Genomic DNA, 17,986 nt, shown 5'->3' with positions numbered 1-17,986 from the left:
CGGAGTGCACCACAACGTGGCGGTGCCGATGAGCGACAGCATCTCGCTGCGGGTGGACATCCACTATCCGACCGACCCGACGACGGGCGAGCCCGCTTCCGGCCCCTTCCCGGTGCTGCTGTCGATGACGCCGTACGGCAAGAAGGCACCCCCGCCGGCCGCCCAGATCGGTGGTGGCGCAACGCCGTACCTGATCCGGCGTGGCTACATCGAGGTGATGGCCGACGTGCGGGGTACCGGCGTGTCGGGCGGCTCCTTCGAGATGCTCGGACCGGAACAGGTGCAGGACGGCGTCGACCTGGTCAATTGGGCTGCCGCCCTGCCCAATTCGAACGGCCGTGTCGGCATGTTCGGCATCTCGTACCTGGCCATCAACCAGCTCATGACCGCCGCCGCGGTGGGTCCCGGCTCGCCGCTGAAGGCGATCTTCCCGGCGATGGCCGCCAACGATTTCTACCGCGACGTCGTCACCATGGGCGGCGTCCCGCACATGCGCACGGTCCGGGCCTACGGCGCCACCTACTCACTGCTGAACGTCATCAACCCGGCGCTGGAGTTCGCGCATCGCGGTGGGCATGAAAGGCCAAGGGCCGGTGGTATTTCCGCAGTGCGCCAGCGCGGTCGCGACCAGCGCAGCTATTTCAAGAGCCTGATCAAAGACGCGATCGCCGGCGGTGACACCGCATTCGACGGCGCGTTCTGGGACACCATGCGTCCCGCGGATGTGGTGCCGAAGATCGTCGAGAACGGTGTCGCGGTGTTTCTGGTGGCCGGCTGGCATGACGCGTTCCAGCGCGGCGCGCCCTTGAACTACGCGGCGCTGCAGAACACTTTCGCCGGGCGTCCCGCCGGCGCCGCCATGACCGCCGACCAGCCCGTCTCCGACAAGTTCCAGTTGATGGCCGGCCCTTGGTATCACGTCTCGGATCTCGATGGTCAGCATCTGCAGGCCTTGCAGCTGCGCTGGTTCAACCACTGGCTCAAGGACGACGACACCGCGGCCGTCACCGGTGCGCCGGTGCGCTTCCAGGCCATCGGGAGCCCGAAATGGTTCCGCACCAACGCCTATCCGTTCCCGGAGGCCACCCCGACGCGGCTCTACCTGGGTCTGGGCGGCGGCCTGCATGCCAGCCCGTCGGCCGACGAGTCGACCGCCACGCTCCAATACCTGTCTCGCGGACCGGTTTCCGGGCGCAGCCTGGAGCAGTGGAGCCTCGGCATGGGCAGCTTCATGGTGTCGCAGACGGGCCGCAGTGTCCGGTACGACCAGGACAACTCCCGGCTGCAGCGCGACGCGCTGACCTACACCAGCGAAGCGTTCGATACCGAACAACTGCTCGCCGGTCCGGTCGGCCTCACGATCTTCGCCACCGCCGACCGCACCGAGACCCTGTGGGTGGCGCATCTGGACGACGTCTCCCCTGACGGCGTCAGCCGGCCGCTCACGCAGGGGGCGCTCCTCGGTTCGCATCGTGCCCTCGACCCCGAGGCGAGCTGGCTCCTGCCCGACGGCACCGTGCTACGGCCGCAACACATCAGCACCAAGGCGGCCGCCGAGCCCGCCGTGCCCGGTGAACTGACCCGGTACGACATCGAGGTGTTTCCCACCGCGGCGCTCCTCGCCCCGGGCCACCGACTGCGGCTGACGCTGACGACGTACGACTTCCCGCATCTGGTGCCGACCCGCCCGCAGCGGACGGCCCTGGCGGGCGGGACGTATCGAATTTCCCAAGGCGGCGTCCACGCTTCGCACCTGGTCGTGCCATTGGCCGACCCGGCGGCGATGGAGCAGTCCTAGCGGCGGAAAGCTAGCCCAGGAAGCGCTGCGTGTAGGGCGCGAAGCGGGCCTTCAGGTCGTCGGGGTCGAGACCGAACATCTCGCACGACGTCTCGACCCGGCCCAGACGGCCGCGTTGATGACCGGCCAGGTAGTCCGCCATCGCGTTGCGCTCGGTATCCGAAAGTTGTTCCTCGGCAAGAGCGAAGACGCTCTCGGCGGTGCCGAGATCGTCGGCCATGAAATCGTCGAAACGGATGTCGATGGAGCGGTCCCGGCCGATGATCTCCCGATCCCGGATCAGCGCGGCAAGCATGTGCTCCAGCCGCTGCACCCAGTACGAAGCGATGTGCTCGACGGGAACCGGGCTGCGGTGCATGCGCGCCGAGTAGGTGAGCATCGCGATCATCGACAGCACCACCGGTACGGGATCGCGGTGTGTGAAAACACCTACCACACCGGGTAATTCGGCGTTCAGCACCGGCAGTTGCTCGAGATGCTGCGGCGACTTGAGCAGCCAGCGACGGCCACCGCGCAGGTACTGCAGGGCTTTGAGCTGCGTCACCATGTGCCGGTAGTGCGGCGTCTGATCATGGGATTCGTAGTAGTCACGCCACGCGGGCACGTCGGCCAGCGTCTCGAAGTACATCGTGGAAAAGTCGTTGGCCAGCAACTGGATTTCCTCGTGCACGTGGTCGGTGGTCATCTCGTGCATCAGCGGGAAATGCGGCATGACGATGTTCATCACGTTGACCGCCACGTCCATCCGGGTGCGCCGCGGGTCCGGCTCGATACCGGCTTCGGACGCCAGCGGGAAGGGCTCCATCGACTCCCAGTAGGGCAGGGTCCGGAAGTTTCCGGCGGCAGCCAGCAGGTTGTGCAGGTGTGTGGTCCCGGTACGCGGCAGGCCGACGATGACCACCGGGGGCAGCAGTTCGATGTCGTGAATCTCGGGGTGCCGCTTCAACAGATCGGTCAGCAGCAGCCGGTTCTTCAACAGCTGCAGCAGCTGACCGTAGAAGTTGACCACGCCCGGGCCGTTGAAACCGTCGATCTGCCGGAGCGCGCCCAGCAGCACCTCGAGGCGTTCGCGGTAGTCGGTGGGGCCGAAGTCGTCGAGCCCGGTGTCGGCGCTCGCCTTGGCGTGCAGTGCGTCCGCATCGAGCGGACAGTCCGCCGCCATCATCGTCATCATGTCGCGGAACTGTTGAGCCTCGGCCGTGAAGGTGGGATGGGCCAGGTCATCGAGCCGGACAACGTCTGTGGTGTCAGTCACACCAATTATGTTACTATGAGTTCCGTAATGGCGAAAGAACTTGGTAGACCTCGTGATCGGCGCATCGACGACGCCGTGCTGGACGCGACCGTGAAACTCCTCGGCGAAGTCGGCTATGCCGCGCTGTCCGTGGACGCCATCGCCAAGCAGGCCGGCACCAGCAAGCCCGCGATCTACCGGCGCTGGCCCAGCAAGGCCCACCTCGTCCATGAGGCGGCATTCCCCGCGGGCATCGCCGCTGACCTTCCGGACACCGGCTCCCTCGCGGGCGATGTACGGGCGATGGTCCGAGACACCGTGGCGGTCCTCAGCACTCCCGCGGCCCGCGCCGCGCTCCCGGGACTGCTCGGTGAGATGACCGCCGACGCCACCCTGCACAGCGCCCTGCTGGATCGGTTCGCCGACGTACTCGGGCCCGGACTGCATGCCCGCCTCGATGCCGCCGCCACCCGCGGTGAACTCCGCGCCGACGTGACCGCCACCGATCTGACCGAGGTCATCACGGGTATCGCCCTGCTCGCCGCCCTCACCCGCAGCGCCGCCCCCGATGACGACTGGATAGACCGCAACACCACACTGATCCTGAAAGGTATTGGCGCATGACCGAATCCGCTGCCGCATGGCGGGAACTCCTCGACACCCTTCGCGAGCTCGACACCTCTTTTCTCGAGGGTCCGCGCGCCGTGACCGACGACCGCCAGATCGCCGACGGTTACCGCATGCTCGCGACCGGACTCGGCGTCGCCCTCGACTGCTACCTGTTCCCCGAGCCGGGGCGGCCGCAGTTCGTCGCCGTCAACACCCCCACCCGGCATGACCGCCGCTGGGGCGGCGACAACACCGACGCCTACTACCACATGTGCCCGGTGGACCCGGAGCGCAAATACCGGATCTTCGGCAACAAGGGCGACAGCGTCTATCTCTCGCTGACTGCGTACAACGAGCCCTCGCCCGGTGCCTGGTCCAACCGCGTCGTCGCGATAATCCGTGACACCGACATCGAATTCGACGCCGACGGCAACTTCTCGTTCGAGCTCGGCCCCCTGCCCGACGCAGCCGTCTTCCTCACCCGCGACTACCAGGCCGACCCGGCAACGGGACGTCCGGTCACCTGGAACATCGAGGCACTCGATCCTCCGGAGCCGTTCCGCCACAGCGACGCCGCGACAGCCGCCGCGCTGCGGTCCAGCGCCACCTGGATCCGCACGCTGTTCGCCATCATGCCGATGCCGGTGGGCACGCGGGCCGTCGACGAAGCCAGCCTCGGACACGAAACCGCCCATCGCGCCAATGAATTCGCCGCGCCCTACCAGGTACCGGACGCCAACTTCGGCTGGTCGGCGCGCGACGCCTGCTACTCGTACGGCAGCTTCGTGCTCGCGGAGGACGAAGCGCTCGTCATCACCCACCGTCCGCCGGCCTGCCGGTTCTGGAACCTGGTGGTGTGGAACCAGTTCATGGCCACCCCCGGCGCCAGTGACGCCCGCAGCTCCCTGAACGGCTACAGCGCGGTGCCCAACTCCGACGGCACGGTGACGGTCGTCCTGTCGCGCGGCACCACTGCACACCCGAATTCGCTGACGACGCTGGACTATCCGCAGGGCAACCTGGCGTTCCGCTGGTTCCTGACCGATCAGGTGCCGGACCGCCCCGAAGTCCAGCTGGTCAAGATCGCCGACGCCCCCACGTCACCTTCCTGAGGGATTTGTGCACGATTTTCCGCGCCGGCCGCGGTGTTCTGTTTCAGGACATCGCTGACACATGGATGTCTCGGGACATCGCTGACACCTGAGTGAGGTTGTGGACCCATCGTGGTTCATGGCCCAGAAGGTGACGGCGATGGATATTCGTGCCGCGACGGCGTTGGCCGGGCAGGTCGAGAATGTGGCGGCGTTCTGCCGGGATCAGCAGATCAGTCGGCAGACGTTCTACAAGTGGCGAAAACGGTTCGGGCAGCTGGGGCTGGCCGGACTCGAACAGCGGTCACGTCGGCCGGTGTCGTGTCCCGGACAGACCGCGGCCGCGGTCGAGGAGCTGGTGCTGCGCCGCCGCAAAGAACTGTTGGAGGCCGGCCGGGGATCACGGCGCGCACTCCATCCACTGGACCCTGCAGCGTGAGGGCCATGCTGATGTGCCTGCACCGGCTACGATCTGGCGGATCCTGACGCGCCATGGTGCGATCACCCCGCAGCCGCGTAAACGCCCCAAGTCAGCGACCAAACGGTTTGTCTTTGATCGCCCGAACGACTGCTGGCAATCAGACTGGACCGAATGGGCACTGACCGACGGCACCGCAGTGGCCATCGCGGGCAGCCTTGATGATCATTCCCGCTACCTGGTCGGGTTGGCCGCCGCGGCCGGGCCCGGCACCGGTGAGTTGGTGTGGTCGGTGGTGCTGGCCGGTATCGGTGAGTGTGGGATTCCGTCAATGTCGTTGTCGGACAACGGACTGATGTACACCGGGCGGCGGCTCGGGTTTGAAACGACGTTCGAGGCCAACCTACGGGCCCTGGGAGTCAAAACGATCAACTCCACTCCCTATCACCCGCAGACCTGCGGCAAGATCGAGCGGTTCTGGCAGACCCTCAAAAAGTGGCTCCACGCGCACCCCACCCCGGACACGGTCGCTGATCTCAACGATCTGCTCGAGGCGTTCCGACACTTCTACAACCACCAACGACCACACCGAGCACTCGGCGGAGCCACTCCCGCAGAGGCTTTCGCCGCCACCGAACGCGCCCGCCCCGCCGACCGGCCCTTGCCGGCCCCGGTGTTTGTCACCACCGGCACCGTCAACGACACCACAGGTCGGGTGTTCGTGCCGCCCTACGTCATCAACGTCGGCCGGTACTGGGCTGGGCACCACTGCGACTGCATCCGCGACGGCGACCACATCGCCATCTTCAGCGGCACCACCTTGATCCGCGAACTCACCGCCGACCCAACCCGCCGCTACCAGCCCGGCGACAAAACCACGCGAACCTACCGCACCCGCGCACCCAAACCCGCACACTGACTGTCAGCGATGTCCCGAGACATAAGTGTCAGCGATGTCCCGAGACACCACACCGCGCCGGCCGCGGAAAATCGTGCACAAATCACGGGACGACGGCGTCGATGGCCCGGTAGATCCGCTGCTCGCTGACCGGTCGCGGGGTGCCCAGCTGCTGGGCCCACAGGCTGACGCGGAGCTCCTCGATCTGCCGGGCGATGTCGCGGACGTCTTCGCCTTGGCAGCGCAGGGGCGAAAGCGCCTGCCGCAGTTCGTCGTACGCGTCTTCGACGGCGTGTACGCGGTCCATGCGTTCCCGGTCTGCCGCCGGCGCTTGCGGTAGGCGCTCCAAGCGCCGCCCCACCGCCGTCAGGTACCGGGTGAGATCGGCCAGGTGGGTGACTCCCGTCGCCGCGACGAATCCGACCGGCAGCAGCCGGGCCAATTGGGCGCGGATGTCGGCGACGGCATCGGCCTGGAGCGCGGACGGCTTGTCGGGCAACGCAACCTGCGCCGCGTGCGCGGCGGTCAACACGCGCTCGACGCGGCCGACGACGTCGAGCGTCGTCGGGACCAGCTTGGCTGCGACGGCATCGCGCAGCGCCGTGAAGTCCGCCGCGGTCCACACCGGCTTGGGCGCCAACACCCGCACCGCGGCGTCGGCGCAGTCTTCGAGCAGCGCAGCCAGGCTGCCGTCGGGATTGCTCGACAGTGACAGACGCGCGCGGGGATTGAGGCCGCGCTCGGCAGCCTTGACCGGTGACGGTGCGGCGAGCCGCAGCAGCCGTCGCAGTCCCGGCCCCATGGCCGCGGCCTGCTCGGCCGCCGTCGGAAAGACCCGGATGTCCACTGCCGCACCGGTATCCACGAATGCCGGGAAACCACGCACGGTGTGGCCACCGGCCGAGCTCTCCACGGTGCGGGGCAGCTCAGCGAGGTCGTCCGGCCACGCCTTGAGGCCGGTCCGTTGCAGATCGCCCGCGACGGCGCCGGCGACCGCCTGGCGCACCGACCCGGCGAGCTTGTCGTGCAGCGCACCCAGGTCCTTGCCACGCGCCACCTCGGTGCCGTCTTTCTCGACCGCGAAGGTGACCCGCAGGTGGTCGGGAATCTTGCTCAGGTCGAAGGCGTCGATCGGCACCAAAATGCCACTGCGCCGGCGCAATTCGCGCTGTAGCTCCTCCAGCAGCGAGCCGTCTCCCGGATTGAGGTCCGGCAACACCGCCCGCGCCGTATCGGGCGCGGGCACGAAGTTGCGCCGCAGGTCCTTGGGCAGCGATTTGATCAGCGCCGTGACCAACTCTTCCCGCAGCGCGGGAACCTGCCACGCGAAACCGTCGCCGCCGAGCCGGGCCAGCACCTCGACCGGAACATGAACCGTCACACCGTCATCGGCGGCGCCGGGCTCGAACCGGTAGCTCAGCGGCAGCGACAGGTCGCCGGTCTGCCAGGTGTCGGGCTGGTCGGCATCCGTGTCGGTGCGCAGCAGGTCGTCGCGCGTCATGGTCAGCAGGTCCGGCGTCACATGCCGCTGTTTCTTCCACCAGGCATCGAAATGCCGCGCCGACACCGCACTTTCGGGCACCCGCTGGTCGTAGAAGGCGTAGACCTCGTCATCACCGGCCAGCAGATCCCGGCGTCGGGCGCGCTCCTCCAACTCCTCCAGCTCGGTCCGCAGGCGCGTGTTGTCGCGGAAGAAGTGGTGCCGGGTCTGCCAGTCGCCTTCGACCAGCGCATGCCGGATGAACAGCTCGCGCGCGACCACCGGATCCACCTGCGCGTACCCGACCCGACGACGCGGCACCAGCGGCAGGCCGTAGAGGGTCACCCGTTCGAACGCCATGACGGCGCCGCGGCGGGCATCCCAATGCGGCTCACTGAAGGTGCGCTGCAACAGATCCCCGGCGACCCGTTCGACGGTCTCCGGTTCGATACGCGCCGCGATACGACCGAACAGCCGGCTCGTCTCCACCAGATCCGCGACGACGATCCACCGCGGCGGCTTCTTCGTCAGCACCGAGCCCGGGGCCAACACGAACCGCGAGTTGCGGGCGCCCTGGTACTCGCGAGTCTCACCTTCCCGCAGGCCGACGTGCGACAGCAGCCCGGCGGTCAACGCGGTGTGGATACGCAGCGGGTCGGCATCGTCCCCCGACTCCCGGATGCCGAGATCACCGGCGATGCTGCGCAACTGGCCGACCAGGTCCTGCCATTCGCGAATCCGCAGGTAGTGCAGGAACTCGTCGCGGCACATTCGGCGGAACGCACTGCCGGACAACTGATTCCGCTGCTCGCGCAGGTAGTTCCACAGGTTCAGATAGGAGATGAAGTCCGAATGTTCGTCGGCGAACCGGGCATGCTTCTGCCGCGCGGCTTCTTCCCGGTCGGACGGTCGTTCCCGTGGATCAGGGATCGACAGCGCGGCGGCGAGGATCAGCACCTCGCGCACACAGCCTTCGGTGTCGGCCTGGAGGATCATGCGGCCGACGCGTGGGTCCAGCGGCAGCCGGGCCAGCCGGCGACCGACGTCGGTGATGGCGCCCTTCGTGTCGAAAGCGCCAAGCTCCTGGAGCAATTGGATGCCGTCGCGGATGCTGCGCGCATCCGGCGGGTCCAGGAACGGGAATGCCTCGATATCGCCGAGCCCCAGCGCCGCCATCTGCAGGATGACCGCGCCCAGGTTGGTGCGCAGAATCTCCGGGTCGGTGTAGCGCGGCCGGCTCGCGAAGTCCTCTTCCGAGTACAACCGGATGCAGACACCGGGCGCGGTACGTCCCGACCGGCCGGACCGCTGCGCCGCCGACGCCTGCGAGATCGGCTCGATCGGCAGCCGCTGCACCTTCGTGCGCCGGCTGTACCGCGAGATGCGCGCCGTACCCGGGTCGACGACGTACCGGATACCCGGCACGGTCAGCGACGTCTCGGCGACGTTGGTGGCCAACACGATCCGGCGCGGGCCGCCCGGCTTCGCGTTGAAGACCTTCTGCTGGTCCGCGGTCGGCAGCCGGGCGTACAGCGGCAGGATCTCGGTCGGGAAGGTGTCGCCGGACAGCGCGTCGCGCAACGCCTCTGCGGTGTCGCGGATTTCGCGTTCACCGGACAGGAAGACGAGCACATCGCCCGCCGGTTCGGATTCCAGTTCGCGCACCGCGTCGACAATGGCCTCGGTCTGGTCGCGCGGCTCGGTGCGGACGATCTCGTGGTCCGGGTCGTCCGGGTCGTCGCTGTCGTCCACCGCGACGGGGACTTCCAGTGGCCGGTACCGGATTTCGACCGGGTACGTGCGGCCCGACACCTCGACGATCGGGGCGTCATAGAAGTGCTTTGCGAACCGCTCCGGCTCGATGGTTGCCGACGTCACGATGACCTTCAGGTCCGGGCGACGCGGCAGCAACTCGCGCAGATACCCGAGCAGGAAGTCGATGTTGAGGCTGCGTTCGTGGGCCTCGTCGAGGATCAGCGTGTCGTACCGCAGCAGCCGCCGGTCCCTCTGAATCTCGGCGAGCAGAATGCCGTCGGTCATCAGTTTGACGAGGGTCGAGTCGCTCGCCTGGTCGGTGAACCGGACCGTGTAACCGATCGCCCCACCCAGTGCGGTGCCGGTTTCGTCGGCGATGCGCTGCGCCACGGTGCGCGCGGCCAGCCGGCGCGGCTGGGTGTGGCCGATGGTGCCGCGGATACCGCGGCCGAGCTCCAGGCAGATCTTGGGCAGCTGCGTCGTCTTGCCCGAGCCGGTCTCGCCGGCCACGATCACCACCTGGTTCTCGGTGATGGCCTTGGCGATCTCATCTCGACGATCGGTGACCGGCAGATCGGGATACGTGATGGTCGGTACCGCGGCCAGCCGACTCACGATCACGCCCTCCGCGGCCGCGATCTGTTCGGCGATCTTGTCCGGGTTGTCGCCCCGCAGATTCTTCAGCCGACGCTCCAGGCGCGCGGCGTCACGGATGGTCAGACCATCCAGACGATCACGCAGTTCGCGCTGCTGTTGGCCGGACACCAGTCCCAGGATAGGGGGTCCGCGGTCGGTCCTATGTGGCCGCCAGGAAGCTACCGCGACATCACGGGGTGAGCGGACCGCTGCCGGCCGAGCCCATCACCGCGCCGGCCAGCCGATGCTCCAGACCCTGGACGACGCGCAGCACGGTTGCCCGTTCCGCTTCGCTCAGATCGCCGACGGTCAACTCTTCGATCTCGCGCCACACACCCTCGATCTGGTCCCGCAGTCCGCGGCTGGCCGGCGTGGCCTCGATCAGATGGGCACGCTTGTCCTCGGGGCTCGGGAAGCGTCGGACGAACCCGGCATGCTCCAGCCGCTGGATCATGCGGGTCATCGTCGGCGCATCGGAGCTCGTGAGTCGCACCAGATCCGTCTGCCGAAGCGGGCCGCGGTCCCACAGGTACATCATCACCAGCTCCTGGCCCGGGTACAGGCCGAGGGGACGCAGCAGCGTCGCGATGATCGTTCGCGTCAGCCGGGTGAGTTGAAAGACCGCATGACTGACGGGACCGCTGCGGGCCGCCGTCGGCAATGCCATCGCCTCGCACGTCTCCCGGTCTTCATCGCCGTCCGTCGCCATCGACACCCCCAGAAACTCATTGGTTGTCTAACCATCTTACTTCGGCTAGATGACAAGGAAACCCCAGTTGGAATAGCCGTCGGAAGATACTTGTTCGAGCAAGTATCTAGAAAGGCGGCGCCATGAACACCACCCACCACACCGGCACCGAGCTCCGTCGTTCCATCTTGCGCCTCATGACAGGGACCGCCGTCGGACTGTCGGCGCTGTCCATCGCGCTGGCCGCGCCCGCGGCGGCGAAAGGCCCGCATCCCGGCCCGGTGATCGACCGCCCCGAGCCGACCAGTTCAGTCAGCGCGCAGACCAATGCCGGCCGCACGTCGACCACTCCGATGACACCCGCCGGACGCACGGCGCCCGGCGCTATCCCCCGGTCTCAACCGGCGGTTTCCATCAGCGCGCAGCAGTACACCGGAGGGGCCGACAACGCCGCCGCGAATCAGATTCGTAAAACGTCGGACTCCACCGACGGTCCGGGCGACACCGCCCGCCGCGCCGACGTCCGCATGCCGACCCTGCCCGGCGGACTGACACCCGCCGACGCTGGGCGGTTGTTCGGGGGAATGTCCGGAGCCTCGAAATAGGCTCCGTCACAACGCCGTATCGGCGCGAGAGGCTAGCCCTTATCGGGCGCCCAGTACTCCAGCATCTCGGCGAACGTCTCGAACGCCGGCTTGGAGACGCCGTATGCGGCTTCCAAGTGGATGCTGATCGGGAAGCCGAGCTCGCCGACGCCATCGATGACGCGCTTGTACAGGTCGAGCATCCGCGCGCGTTTGGCCGCGGGCTCCTCGCCGGCCAGCCGGGAAACGAAGTCCTGCTCGGCGGCGACCAGAGGGTTGCCCGGATCCTGGATCAGCCAGTTGATCAGTCCGACCTTCGACTCCATCTTCGGGACGAACCCGAACGACAGCAGAATTTCGGGGCGGTGCTCGGTGGTGGCAGCGAACTCCTTGAGGAAGCCCACGATCGTGTCCGAGTACAGCAACTGGGTCATGCCGTAGGTGGCGCCCTGGTTGATCTTGAAGTTGAAGCGGCCCTGCTCGCCGTCGCGCGTCGGGATCAGGATGACGCCGCGATTCGGCACCTGGTCGCGGTAGATCGTCAACGCGTCGGTCGGCGCCACGCCGGCGCCCTCGCCGTCGCTCATGGTGCGCGGGACGCCGACGAAAGCGATGCCGTCGAAGTCCGCGTCCTGCAGCACCGCCAGCCGCTTCGAGAGCGCGTCCTCGTCGAGGAACGACGTCACCTGCGTGCACAGCCCGCGGATCCCGGGCAGCTCGGGCTTCATCAGCTGCCAGAAGTCGAGGACGTCCATCTTCGGCTTCATCTCGACGGGCCGGTCGCCGTCTTCCTCGATCATCCCGGGGATCATCACGTGCCGGATGCGGCCCTCGAGGCCGACGGCCGCGGCGTTGAGCAGCACCTTGTGCGCCTCGTCGACCGCAAACTGGGGGCCGCGCTCAATATTGGGCGGGACCAGTTCGAAGGCGATGGTGTTCAGGGTCACGACTCTGCTCCGGATCTCAGGACTACATACGGGGCGCAGGCGTCACTGACCGCTACGACCCGCAGGTCGTGTTTCCCGTGAAACCTCCACCCTACCGATGGCCTCCAGCAAAGAAGCGGCCACGTCCGGCTTGCCAGCCGTGGTAAACCCGTCCCGTGGCTGAACGCGTCAAGTTCCAGAGTTCCACCGGCCCCATGCTCGCCGGGATCATCGACCTCCCCGAGGGCACCCCGCGCGGCTGGGGCGTCTTCTCACATGGCTTCACACTCGGCAAGGACTCCCCTGCCGCGGCGCGCATCTGCAAGCAACTGGCCTCCGATGGCATCGGGATGCTCCGCTTCGACGCCATCGGGCTGGGCGATTCGGACGGCCACTGGGGCGACGGGTCCTTCACCCACAAGACCAACGACGTCATCGAAGCGTGCAAGTTCATGTCCGACCGCGGCACGCCGTCGGCTCTGTTGGTGGGCCACTCGTTCGGCGGGGCGTCGGTACTCGCCGCGGCGCGGCAGGCGCCCGGGGTGCGCGCGGTGGCGACGGTCGCTGCGCCCATCGACCCGTCGCACGTCGAGAAGCAGTACGACGACATCCTCGACTGCGTGCTCGCCAACGGCAGTGCGCAGTGGATGGTCGGCGGCCGCGAACTGACCCTCAAGCGCGACTTCGTGGAGGACGTCCGCGCGGCCAAGCTGCACGCCAAGATCAAGGACCTGCACCTGCCGCTGTTGATCCTGCACTCCCCCACCGACAACACCGTGGGCATCGAGAACGCGAGTGAGATTTTCCGGACGGCCCGCCACCCGCGCAGCTTCGTCTCGCTGGAGGGCACCGAACACCTGCTCACCGGGCCGGGACAGGCCAAGCGTGCGGGACGGATCATCGGCGCCTGGGCCGACGCCTATCTGGGTCCGGACAAGGCGCGTCCGCGGTAACGCGACAACCCGCGCTTCAGTTACCGGCCGCCTTGTTGGCCTTCGCGATGGCCGCGGCGAGCTCCTCCAGTAGCGGCGGCACGTCCAATTCGGTCACCACGGCTTCGATGAAGACCAGATCATCTGGGTGGGCAGCCGCGTCGGCCAGTGCCGCGTCCAATTCGCCGCAGGTTGTCGCCCTGTGCGACAACGGGTTCCGGATACCCAGGGCAGCCGGGATGTCGCGCCACTGCCAGCCCACGATGTCGTTGTACGGCGCGGTGGGGCCGTGGATCGCGCGTTCGACGGTGTAGCCGTCGTTGTTCACCAGGATCACCACGGCGGGAACGCCCTCGCGGCCGAACTGGCCGAGTTCCTGGATCGTCAGCTGCGCGGCGCCGTCGCCGATGAGCAACACCGGACGACGGTCCGGCTCCGCCAGACCCGCACCGAGTGCGGCCGGCAGCGTATAGCCGATGGACGCCCACAACGGCTGGCCGATGAACGCCACACCGCTGGGCAGCCGGTGCCGGGCCATGCCGTAGTACGACGTGCCCTGCTCGGCCAGCACCACATTGCCCGGCGTAAGAGCACCACTGACCTTGTCCCACAGGGCCTTCTGGGTGAGCGGCTGATCCGGTTCGAGCACCGCGTCGGGCGCGTCGGGCACCGGCTGCGGTACGGCGGGCGACCTGGTGGGCCGGGACTTCAGGATGCCGGTGATCGCCTCGAGCGCGGCCGACATGTCCAGTGGCGCAAAAACTTCCCCGGCCACGGTGCTCTGGTTGGGCCCGATGTCGATGGTCCGCACGGGATCGATCTGCTGCGTGAACGATGCGCTCACCATGTCGGTGAACTGCACGCCGGCGGTGAGGAGCACCGGGGCGTCTTCGATGGCCCGCCGAACCGACTCCTGACTGGAGGTGCCGGCGTAGATGCCGAGGAACTCCGGCGCGGATTCGTCGACCAGGCTCTTGCCCCACATCAGCGTGGCGTGCGGCACGACGTCGGCCGCCAGCAGTGCCTCGAGCTGCGGGACGGCTTCCAGTCGGTGCACCAGCAGGTCGGCCAGCACCGTCAGCTGATGCTCGCCGATGAGACGGGCGGCGGCCACGGTGAACAGCGAGAGCGCCCGCGGGCTCGTGCCGCTGGTGTACCGCGGCAAGGGCCCGGTCGGTGGTTCGACGGGGAACCGGGCGACGTCGGTGGCCAGCATCAGGTAACCGGGCAGCTTGCGCTCGTGCACCTCGGACAGCACCCGGTCGATCTCGCGCGTGGCCGTGGCCGGCATGAGTTTGGCTTGTGCGCAGGTGATTTCGCGGGCAATGCGCAGAAAGTGATCGAAGTCGCCGTCGCCGAGCGAGTGGTGGATCACCCGGCGGGAGCCTTGCACGTCAATCGACGGCGTGCCGACGATGTGCACCACCGGGACATGCTCGGCGTAACTGCCCGCGATCGCATTGGCCGCCGATAGCTCACCGACACCGAATGTGGTGATGAGCGCCGCCATGCCGCGCAGCCTGCCGTAGCCGTCGGCGGCGTACCCGGCGTTGAGTTCGTTGGCACTGCCGACCCACCGGATATCCCGGTGGGCGATCACATGGTCGAGCAGTTCCAGATTGAAATCGCCTGGCACACCGAAAATCTCGGTGACGCCCAGTTCGGCGAGCCGGTCCAGTAGGTAGTCACCGACGGTGTATTCGGGCATCCCGGCCTCCCTGGGGTCGCTGGTATGGCGATGGTAACCGTCCAGGCCCGAACACCGCCCGACAAGCACTACCATGACGGCCATGACCGTTCGTCCACATCGGCTCGTGTGGCAGGTCGCGGCAATGTCGCTGCTCGCGGCCTGCGGTTCGAACACGTCAGCGGCGCCGTCGTCGAGCACTTCGAGCGCATCGCCGCCCACGACCACGACAGCCCAGCTCCCTTCGCCGGTCCCGATCGTGCCGATGAAACCGAATGCGCGCCAGGCCAAGTGGGTCGACCTGCAGGTCGGCGACTGCCTGAGCACACCGCCGCCCACCGACCCCAGCGTCGTCGAAGTGACGCTGGTGGACTGTGCCGCCCCGCACATCGCCGAGGTGTTCCTGCGCGCCAATGTCGCGGTCAACGACGCCATCGCCGGTGTCGCCGATCAGCGGTGCACAGCGGGCCTGACGGCGTACGCCGGTCAAGACAGCCGGTACACCTCGACCTACCTGATCGACTCGAACATGGACCGCACCGGACACACGCCGCTGCCCAGCACTGTCATCTGCCTGCTGCAGTCGGCCACGGGCCTCTCGTTGAACGGCTCCGCTAAGGCTTAGCCGTCAACAGGATGTATTGCGCGGCAACCTGTTCGTGCACGTCCTTCAACTCGGGGCCACGTGCCTCGATGGCATAGTCACCCGCCGGCGCGACACAGTAGAACTGCTTCGGGTTGGCCAACAGGATGCAGCGGCTCAGCGTCAGGGCCGGCACCGGATCGGCGGTCTCGGTGCCGTCAACCGACACCTCCTTGCCGAAGGTGTTCGCCACGTTGACCGCAGACGCCGGGTCCTTGGCGCGATACACGCTGGTCTTTCCACGGGCGAACGCCGTCACGCCGTTGTCCTGGAACACCCTGCTCGAGGTGACCGGGTTGCTCTGGAAGTGCAGGGCCCCGGTGCCGGAGTAGACCGCGTTCTGTGAATTGCGCGGCGCGTCGGTCTGCAGCGTCAAGGCCAGCAGACCCGTCGGATCGATCGGCACGGCCGGCAGTTCCGCCGCGGGTTTGAACGGCTCGATCGCGGCGGCCTGCGCGCCGATCGCCTTGGTCACCAACGCGATGGCCGGATCAAGACCGGCCGTTGACTGTGCCAATTGCGTCAGGACATAGGGACCGTGCGCGATGAAGGACCGCACGGTGGTCAACTTCGTGCCGCGGGCATCGACGTCGTACGTCGAAGCCAGCGCATCCGGATGATCTGGAATGGCAACGGTTTTCGGCACCGCGCCGCGGATGTTGAGCTGAAGCGCAGCCGCGTTCATCTCGCCGGCCGCGGCGCCGGCGTCCTCGGGCGAGGCAAAGCGCAGCACGCCGTTGATCAGCACGGTCTTGGTCGCAGACTCACGCGCCGAGACGAACCCATCGATGAACTTGTGCCTGCCGGCCGCGGTCGCGATGCTCTCTGGGCCGAACTGAGCCAGCAAGCCCGGCTCGTCGATGACGAAATATGTTGACAGATAAGGCTCGGTGAGTGTGCTGTCGACCTGCCAGGGCCCCACCACGTAGCCGGCCAGCTGTTGCGCCTCCAACCTCGCGCCGGCCTCGGGCGCACCCGCGGTGCCGTAGGGCTCATGGGCCTTGGTCGGGTACTTTCCGGGCTTCAACTGCGCAGGGGCGACGATCGCCGGCGGAGGTGGTGCCGTCGAGGTCGCCGGCTTGGTGGCTGACGTGGCGGGGCTGGACTGCGTCGACCCGCCACCACAGCCCGCGGCCAGCACCGCCACCGCGACCACCGCTCCACAGCTCACCAGACCCCGCATGCGTCCCTCCCCTGCCGACTGCAGACCAACCTACTCAGTGTCAGGTCTTCGCGGCACTGAACTGCATCACATGCCCAAACACCTTGGTACTCGTATCGATACGCAGCCCGTGGCGCCGTCCTTCGGCCGCCAGTTCATCGGGGTTCACCAGCCGGAACGGCGACCGGTCCACCCGGTGCACCGCCGTGGCCACCGGTGTCCGCGTCAGGTCGTAACCGACGAACACGCCTCCGGGCTTGAGCACCCGGGCGATCTCCGCGACCGCGGCCTCCCATTCGATGACGTGGTGCAGCACCAGGCAGCTGACCACCGAATCGAACGCGCCGTCGTCGAACGGCAGGCGGGTCGCATCGGCGCTCTGCACGGTGACGTCCGGGTTGTCCTCCAGCCTCCGCGCCGCGGCGTCGACCATCACCGGGTCCAGGTCGGTCGCGGTGATCGACAACCCGGGACGCGCCGACGACAGCCCTTCCGCGATTGCCCCACTCCCGGAACCGATCTCGAGCAACCGTTCTCCCAGCTGGTCGGTGGGCAGGATGTCGAGGACGGCACGGGTGGTGGTTCTCCACATGGCGCCGCAGCAGAAGGCCCGCTCGACCCTGGACATCACCGGCATTGCGGTCTCCTCCTCGTAGTGTCCTTCGAGTATGGAACCGCCTGCCTCCTCAGTACTTGGACGGATCCGTCGAATCCCGCAGCGCCCGGGCGATCTCGGACGGCGCCGCGCCGGTCATCTCACGGCATACCCGGTTGGCATGGGAGCCGTCGGCGAATCCGGCCAGATGCGCGGCGTCGGTGACCTGCTCACCGCCGGCGAGATGTTTCAACCCGGAGAGCAGTCGGGCCCAGCGGGTGGCCGCCGAGAAGGAGACACCGGTCTGCTGCCGGCACAGGCGGCCGAGGTAGTCCGGTGACACCGCGACCTCGTGCGCGATCGATGCCAGGTCCACGGATTCGGTTGTGCCGCTGTAGATCAGGTCCATCGCCTGCTTCAGCTGCGGATGCAGTCCGGGTTGTTGTCCCGGATCGCCGCAGAGACGCTGGATCAGCGTGGCGGCGGCCAACTCGGGGTCGGTGTCGAACGCGGCGGCCACGGCCTGTGCGAGCGCCTGGTCGTCGGCCGGCAGCCAGATGCCGTCACCGGATTCGCTCTGACTGAGGGCGTGCAGCGCTGCCCCGGGCCAGGTGTGCGGCGCCAGATACAGGGCCAACGTCAGATCGGTGGGCGCCGACCACACCGCGTGGCCGGCGCCGCTGGCGATGACGACGACGTGCCCGCTCCGGGGCGCCGCGCCGTCTGTTCGGACCGTCAGCGGACCCGTCAGGCCGACACCGATCTGCACCGCCGGATGGTGGTGAATCTCCAGGTCGCCGAACGTGCCGACGACCATGACCTGCGCCGGACCCAGCTCCCAGACGGGCAT

General features: G+C 67.7%; 16 protein-coding genes. 8 read left to right on the top strand and 8 right to left on the bottom strand.

The genetic code is table 11. The features are described 5' to 3' along the window. Positions 1–28 precede the first annotated feature (28 nt). Positions 29–1,798, top strand: a complete 1,770-nt coding sequence (locus tag ACJH6H_RS06590) for a CocE/NonD family hydrolase (RefSeq protein ID WP_318984291.1) — start codon at positions 29–31, stop codon at positions 1,796–1,798. 10 nt (positions 1,799–1,808) lie between these two features. Here the strand turns inward: ACJH6H_RS06590 and ACJH6H_RS06585 are convergent, their stop codons facing one another. Beyond that, a complete protein-coding gene (locus ACJH6H_RS06585; RefSeq protein ID WP_318984292.1) occupies positions 1,809–2,972 on the bottom strand; it encodes a sulfotransferase in 1,164 nt (387 codons plus the stop codon). A gap of 108 nt (positions 2,973–3,080) precedes the next feature. Here ACJH6H_RS06585 and ACJH6H_RS06580 point away from each other — a divergent pair, with 108 nt between their 5' ends. From ACJH6H_RS06580 to ACJH6H_RS06565, 4 genes are all read left to right on the top strand, one after another. Further along, entirely contained in the window at positions 3,081–3,656 is a 576-nt protein-coding gene (locus ACJH6H_RS06580; RefSeq protein WP_064858350.1) for a TetR/AcrR family transcriptional regulator, read from the top strand. Beyond that, on the top strand, positions 3,653–4,753 hold the full coding sequence (locus tag ACJH6H_RS06575) for a DUF1214 domain-containing protein (RefSeq protein WP_346415305.1): 1,101 nt from the start codon (positions 3,653–3,655) through the stop codon (positions 4,751–4,753). Before ACJH6H_RS06580 ends, ACJH6H_RS06575 begins: the two co-directional genes overlap by 4 nt. Before the next feature lie 139 nt (positions 4,754–4,892). Next, positions 4,893–5,171, top strand: coding sequence for an IS66 family insertion sequence element accessory protein TnpA (tnpA, locus tag ACJH6H_RS06570; RefSeq protein WP_406774486.1), 279 nt, complete (start codon positions 4,893–4,895; stop codon positions 5,169–5,171). 13 nt (positions 5,172–5,184) lie between these two features. Beyond that, positions 5,185–6,069: an integrase core domain-containing protein gene (locus ACJH6H_RS06565; protein ID WP_406774485.1), complete on the top strand. Its 885-nt coding sequence runs from the start codon at positions 5,185–5,187 to the stop codon at positions 6,067–6,069. Positions 6,070–6,151: 82 nt separating this feature from the next. Here ACJH6H_RS06565 and hrpA read toward each other — a convergent pair whose 3' ends face one another. Together hrpA and ACJH6H_RS06555 are read right to left on the bottom strand one after the other, a co-directional pair. Further along, on the bottom strand, positions 6,152–10,048 hold the full coding sequence (hrpA, locus tag ACJH6H_RS06560) for an ATP-dependent RNA helicase HrpA (RefSeq protein WP_406774484.1): 3,897 nt from the start codon (positions 10,046–10,048) through the stop codon (positions 6,152–6,154). Positions 10,049–10,109: 61 nt separating this feature from the next. Then, a complete protein-coding gene (locus ACJH6H_RS06555; RefSeq protein ID WP_406774521.1) occupies positions 10,110–10,628 on the bottom strand; it encodes a MarR family winged helix-turn-helix transcriptional regulator in 519 nt (172 codons plus the stop codon). 122 nt (positions 10,629–10,750) lie between these two features. On the opposite strand from ACJH6H_RS06555, the gene ACJH6H_RS06550 reads away from it, so the two are divergent. Further along, on the top strand, positions 10,751–11,212 hold the full coding sequence (locus ACJH6H_RS06550; RefSeq protein ID WP_061003777.1) for a hypothetical protein: 462 nt from the start codon (positions 10,751–10,753) through the stop codon (positions 11,210–11,212). Positions 11,213–11,244: 32 nt separating this feature from the next. Here ACJH6H_RS06550 and ACJH6H_RS06545 read toward each other — a convergent pair whose 3' ends face one another. Further along, positions 11,245–12,138, bottom strand: coding sequence for a mycobacterial-type methylenetetrahydrofolate reductase (locus ACJH6H_RS06545; protein ID WP_061003775.1), 894 nt, complete (start codon positions 12,136–12,138; stop codon positions 11,245–11,247). A gap of 155 nt (positions 12,139–12,293) precedes the next feature. On the opposite strand from ACJH6H_RS06545, the gene ACJH6H_RS06540 reads away from it, so the two are divergent. Next, positions 12,294–13,070: a S9 family peptidase gene (locus ACJH6H_RS06540; RefSeq protein ID WP_061003773.1), complete on the top strand. Its 777-nt coding sequence runs from the start codon at positions 12,294–12,296 to the stop codon at positions 13,068–13,070. Between the two features lie 16 nt (positions 13,071–13,086). Here ACJH6H_RS06540 and ACJH6H_RS06535 read toward each other — a convergent pair whose 3' ends face one another. Next, positions 13,087–14,757: an alpha-keto acid decarboxylase family protein gene (locus ACJH6H_RS06535; RefSeq protein ID WP_135357395.1), complete on the bottom strand. Its 1,671-nt coding sequence runs from the start codon at positions 14,755–14,757 to the stop codon at positions 13,087–13,089. Between the two features lie 82 nt (positions 14,758–14,839). On the opposite strand from ACJH6H_RS06535, the gene ACJH6H_RS06530 reads away from it, so the two are divergent. Further along, positions 14,840–15,361 (top strand): septum formation family protein, encoded by a 522-nt coding sequence (locus ACJH6H_RS06530; RefSeq protein WP_244602357.1) that lies wholly within the window; start codon positions 14,840–14,842, stop codon positions 15,359–15,361. On the opposite strand, the gene ACJH6H_RS06525 is transcribed toward ACJH6H_RS06530, so the two are convergent. Genes ACJH6H_RS06525 through ACJH6H_RS06515 form a run of 3 tightly spaced genes read right to left on the bottom strand, consistent with a single transcriptional unit; the run spans position 15,351 to position 17,986 of the window. Further along, a complete protein-coding gene (locus ACJH6H_RS06525; RefSeq protein WP_135357396.1) occupies positions 15,351–16,562 on the bottom strand; it encodes a hypothetical protein in 1,212 nt (403 codons plus the stop codon). The genes ACJH6H_RS06530 and ACJH6H_RS06525 overlap by 11 nt on opposite strands. 40 nt (positions 16,563–16,602) lie before the next feature. Further along, entirely contained in the window at positions 16,603–17,178 is a 576-nt protein-coding gene (locus tag ACJH6H_RS06520; RefSeq protein WP_135357397.1) for a class I SAM-dependent methyltransferase, read from the bottom strand. A 49-nt stretch (positions 17,179–17,227) separates the two neighbouring features. Further along, the gene (locus tag ACJH6H_RS06515; RefSeq protein WP_135357398.1) at positions 17,228–17,986 is read right to left on the bottom strand and encodes an AraC family transcriptional regulator; all 759 of its coding nucleotides are present in this window, start codon (positions 17,984–17,986) and stop codon (positions 17,228–17,230) included.

The organism is Mycobacterium sp. SMC-21, assembly GCF_045310825.1.
Lineage (GTDB): Bacteria > Actinomycetota > Actinomycetes > Mycobacteriales > Mycobacteriaceae > Mycobacterium.
Note: the sequence above shows the minus strand (reverse complement) of the source record. Positions and strands in the feature narration are given on the sequence as shown.

Bases quoted from the DNA above. Each gene is read 5' to 3' on its own strand.
- ACJH6H_RS06590 (WP_318984291.1), top strand. From the start codon at position 29: ATGAGCGACAGCATCTCGCTGCGGGTGGACATCCACTATCCGACCGAC.
- ACJH6H_RS06585 (WP_318984292.1), bottom strand. From the start codon at position 2,972: ATGATGACGATGATGGCGGCGGACTGTCCGCTCGATGCGGACGCACTG.
- ACJH6H_RS06580 (WP_064858350.1), top strand. From the start codon at position 3,081: ATGGCGAAAGAACTTGGTAGACCTCGTGATCGGCGCATCGACGACGCC.
- ACJH6H_RS06575 (WP_346415305.1), top strand. From the start codon at position 3,653: ATGACCGAATCCGCTGCCGCATGGCGGGAACTCCTCGACACCCTTCGC.
- tnpA (WP_406774486.1), top strand. From the start codon at position 4,893: ATGGATATTCGTGCCGCGACGGCGTTGGCCGGGCAGGTCGAGAATGTG.
- ACJH6H_RS06555 (WP_406774521.1), bottom strand. From the start codon at position 10,628: ATGGCGACGGACGGCGATGAAGACCGGGAGACGTGCGAGGCGATGGCA.
- ACJH6H_RS06550 (WP_061003777.1), top strand. From the start codon at position 10,751: ATGAACACCACCCACCACACCGGCACCGAGCTCCGTCGTTCCATCTTG.
- ACJH6H_RS06535 (WP_135357395.1), bottom strand. From the start codon at position 14,757: ATGCCCGAATACACCGTCGGTGACTACCTACTGGACCGGCTCGCCGAA.
- ACJH6H_RS06530 (WP_244602357.1), top strand. From the start codon at position 14,840: ATGACCGTTCGTCCACATCGGCTCGTGTGGCAGGTCGCGGCAATGTCG.
- ACJH6H_RS06525 (WP_135357396.1), bottom strand. From the start codon at position 16,562: ATGCGGGGTCTGGTGAGCTGTGGAGCGGTGGTCGCGGTGGCGGTGCTG.
- ACJH6H_RS06520 (WP_135357397.1), bottom strand. From the start codon at position 17,178: ATGCCGGTGATGTCCAGGGTCGAGCGGGCCTTCTGCTGCGGCGCCATG.
- ACJH6H_RS06515 (WP_135357398.1), bottom strand. From the start codon at position 17,986: ATGCCCGTCTGGGAGCTGGGTCCGGCGCAGGTCATGGTCGTCGGCACG.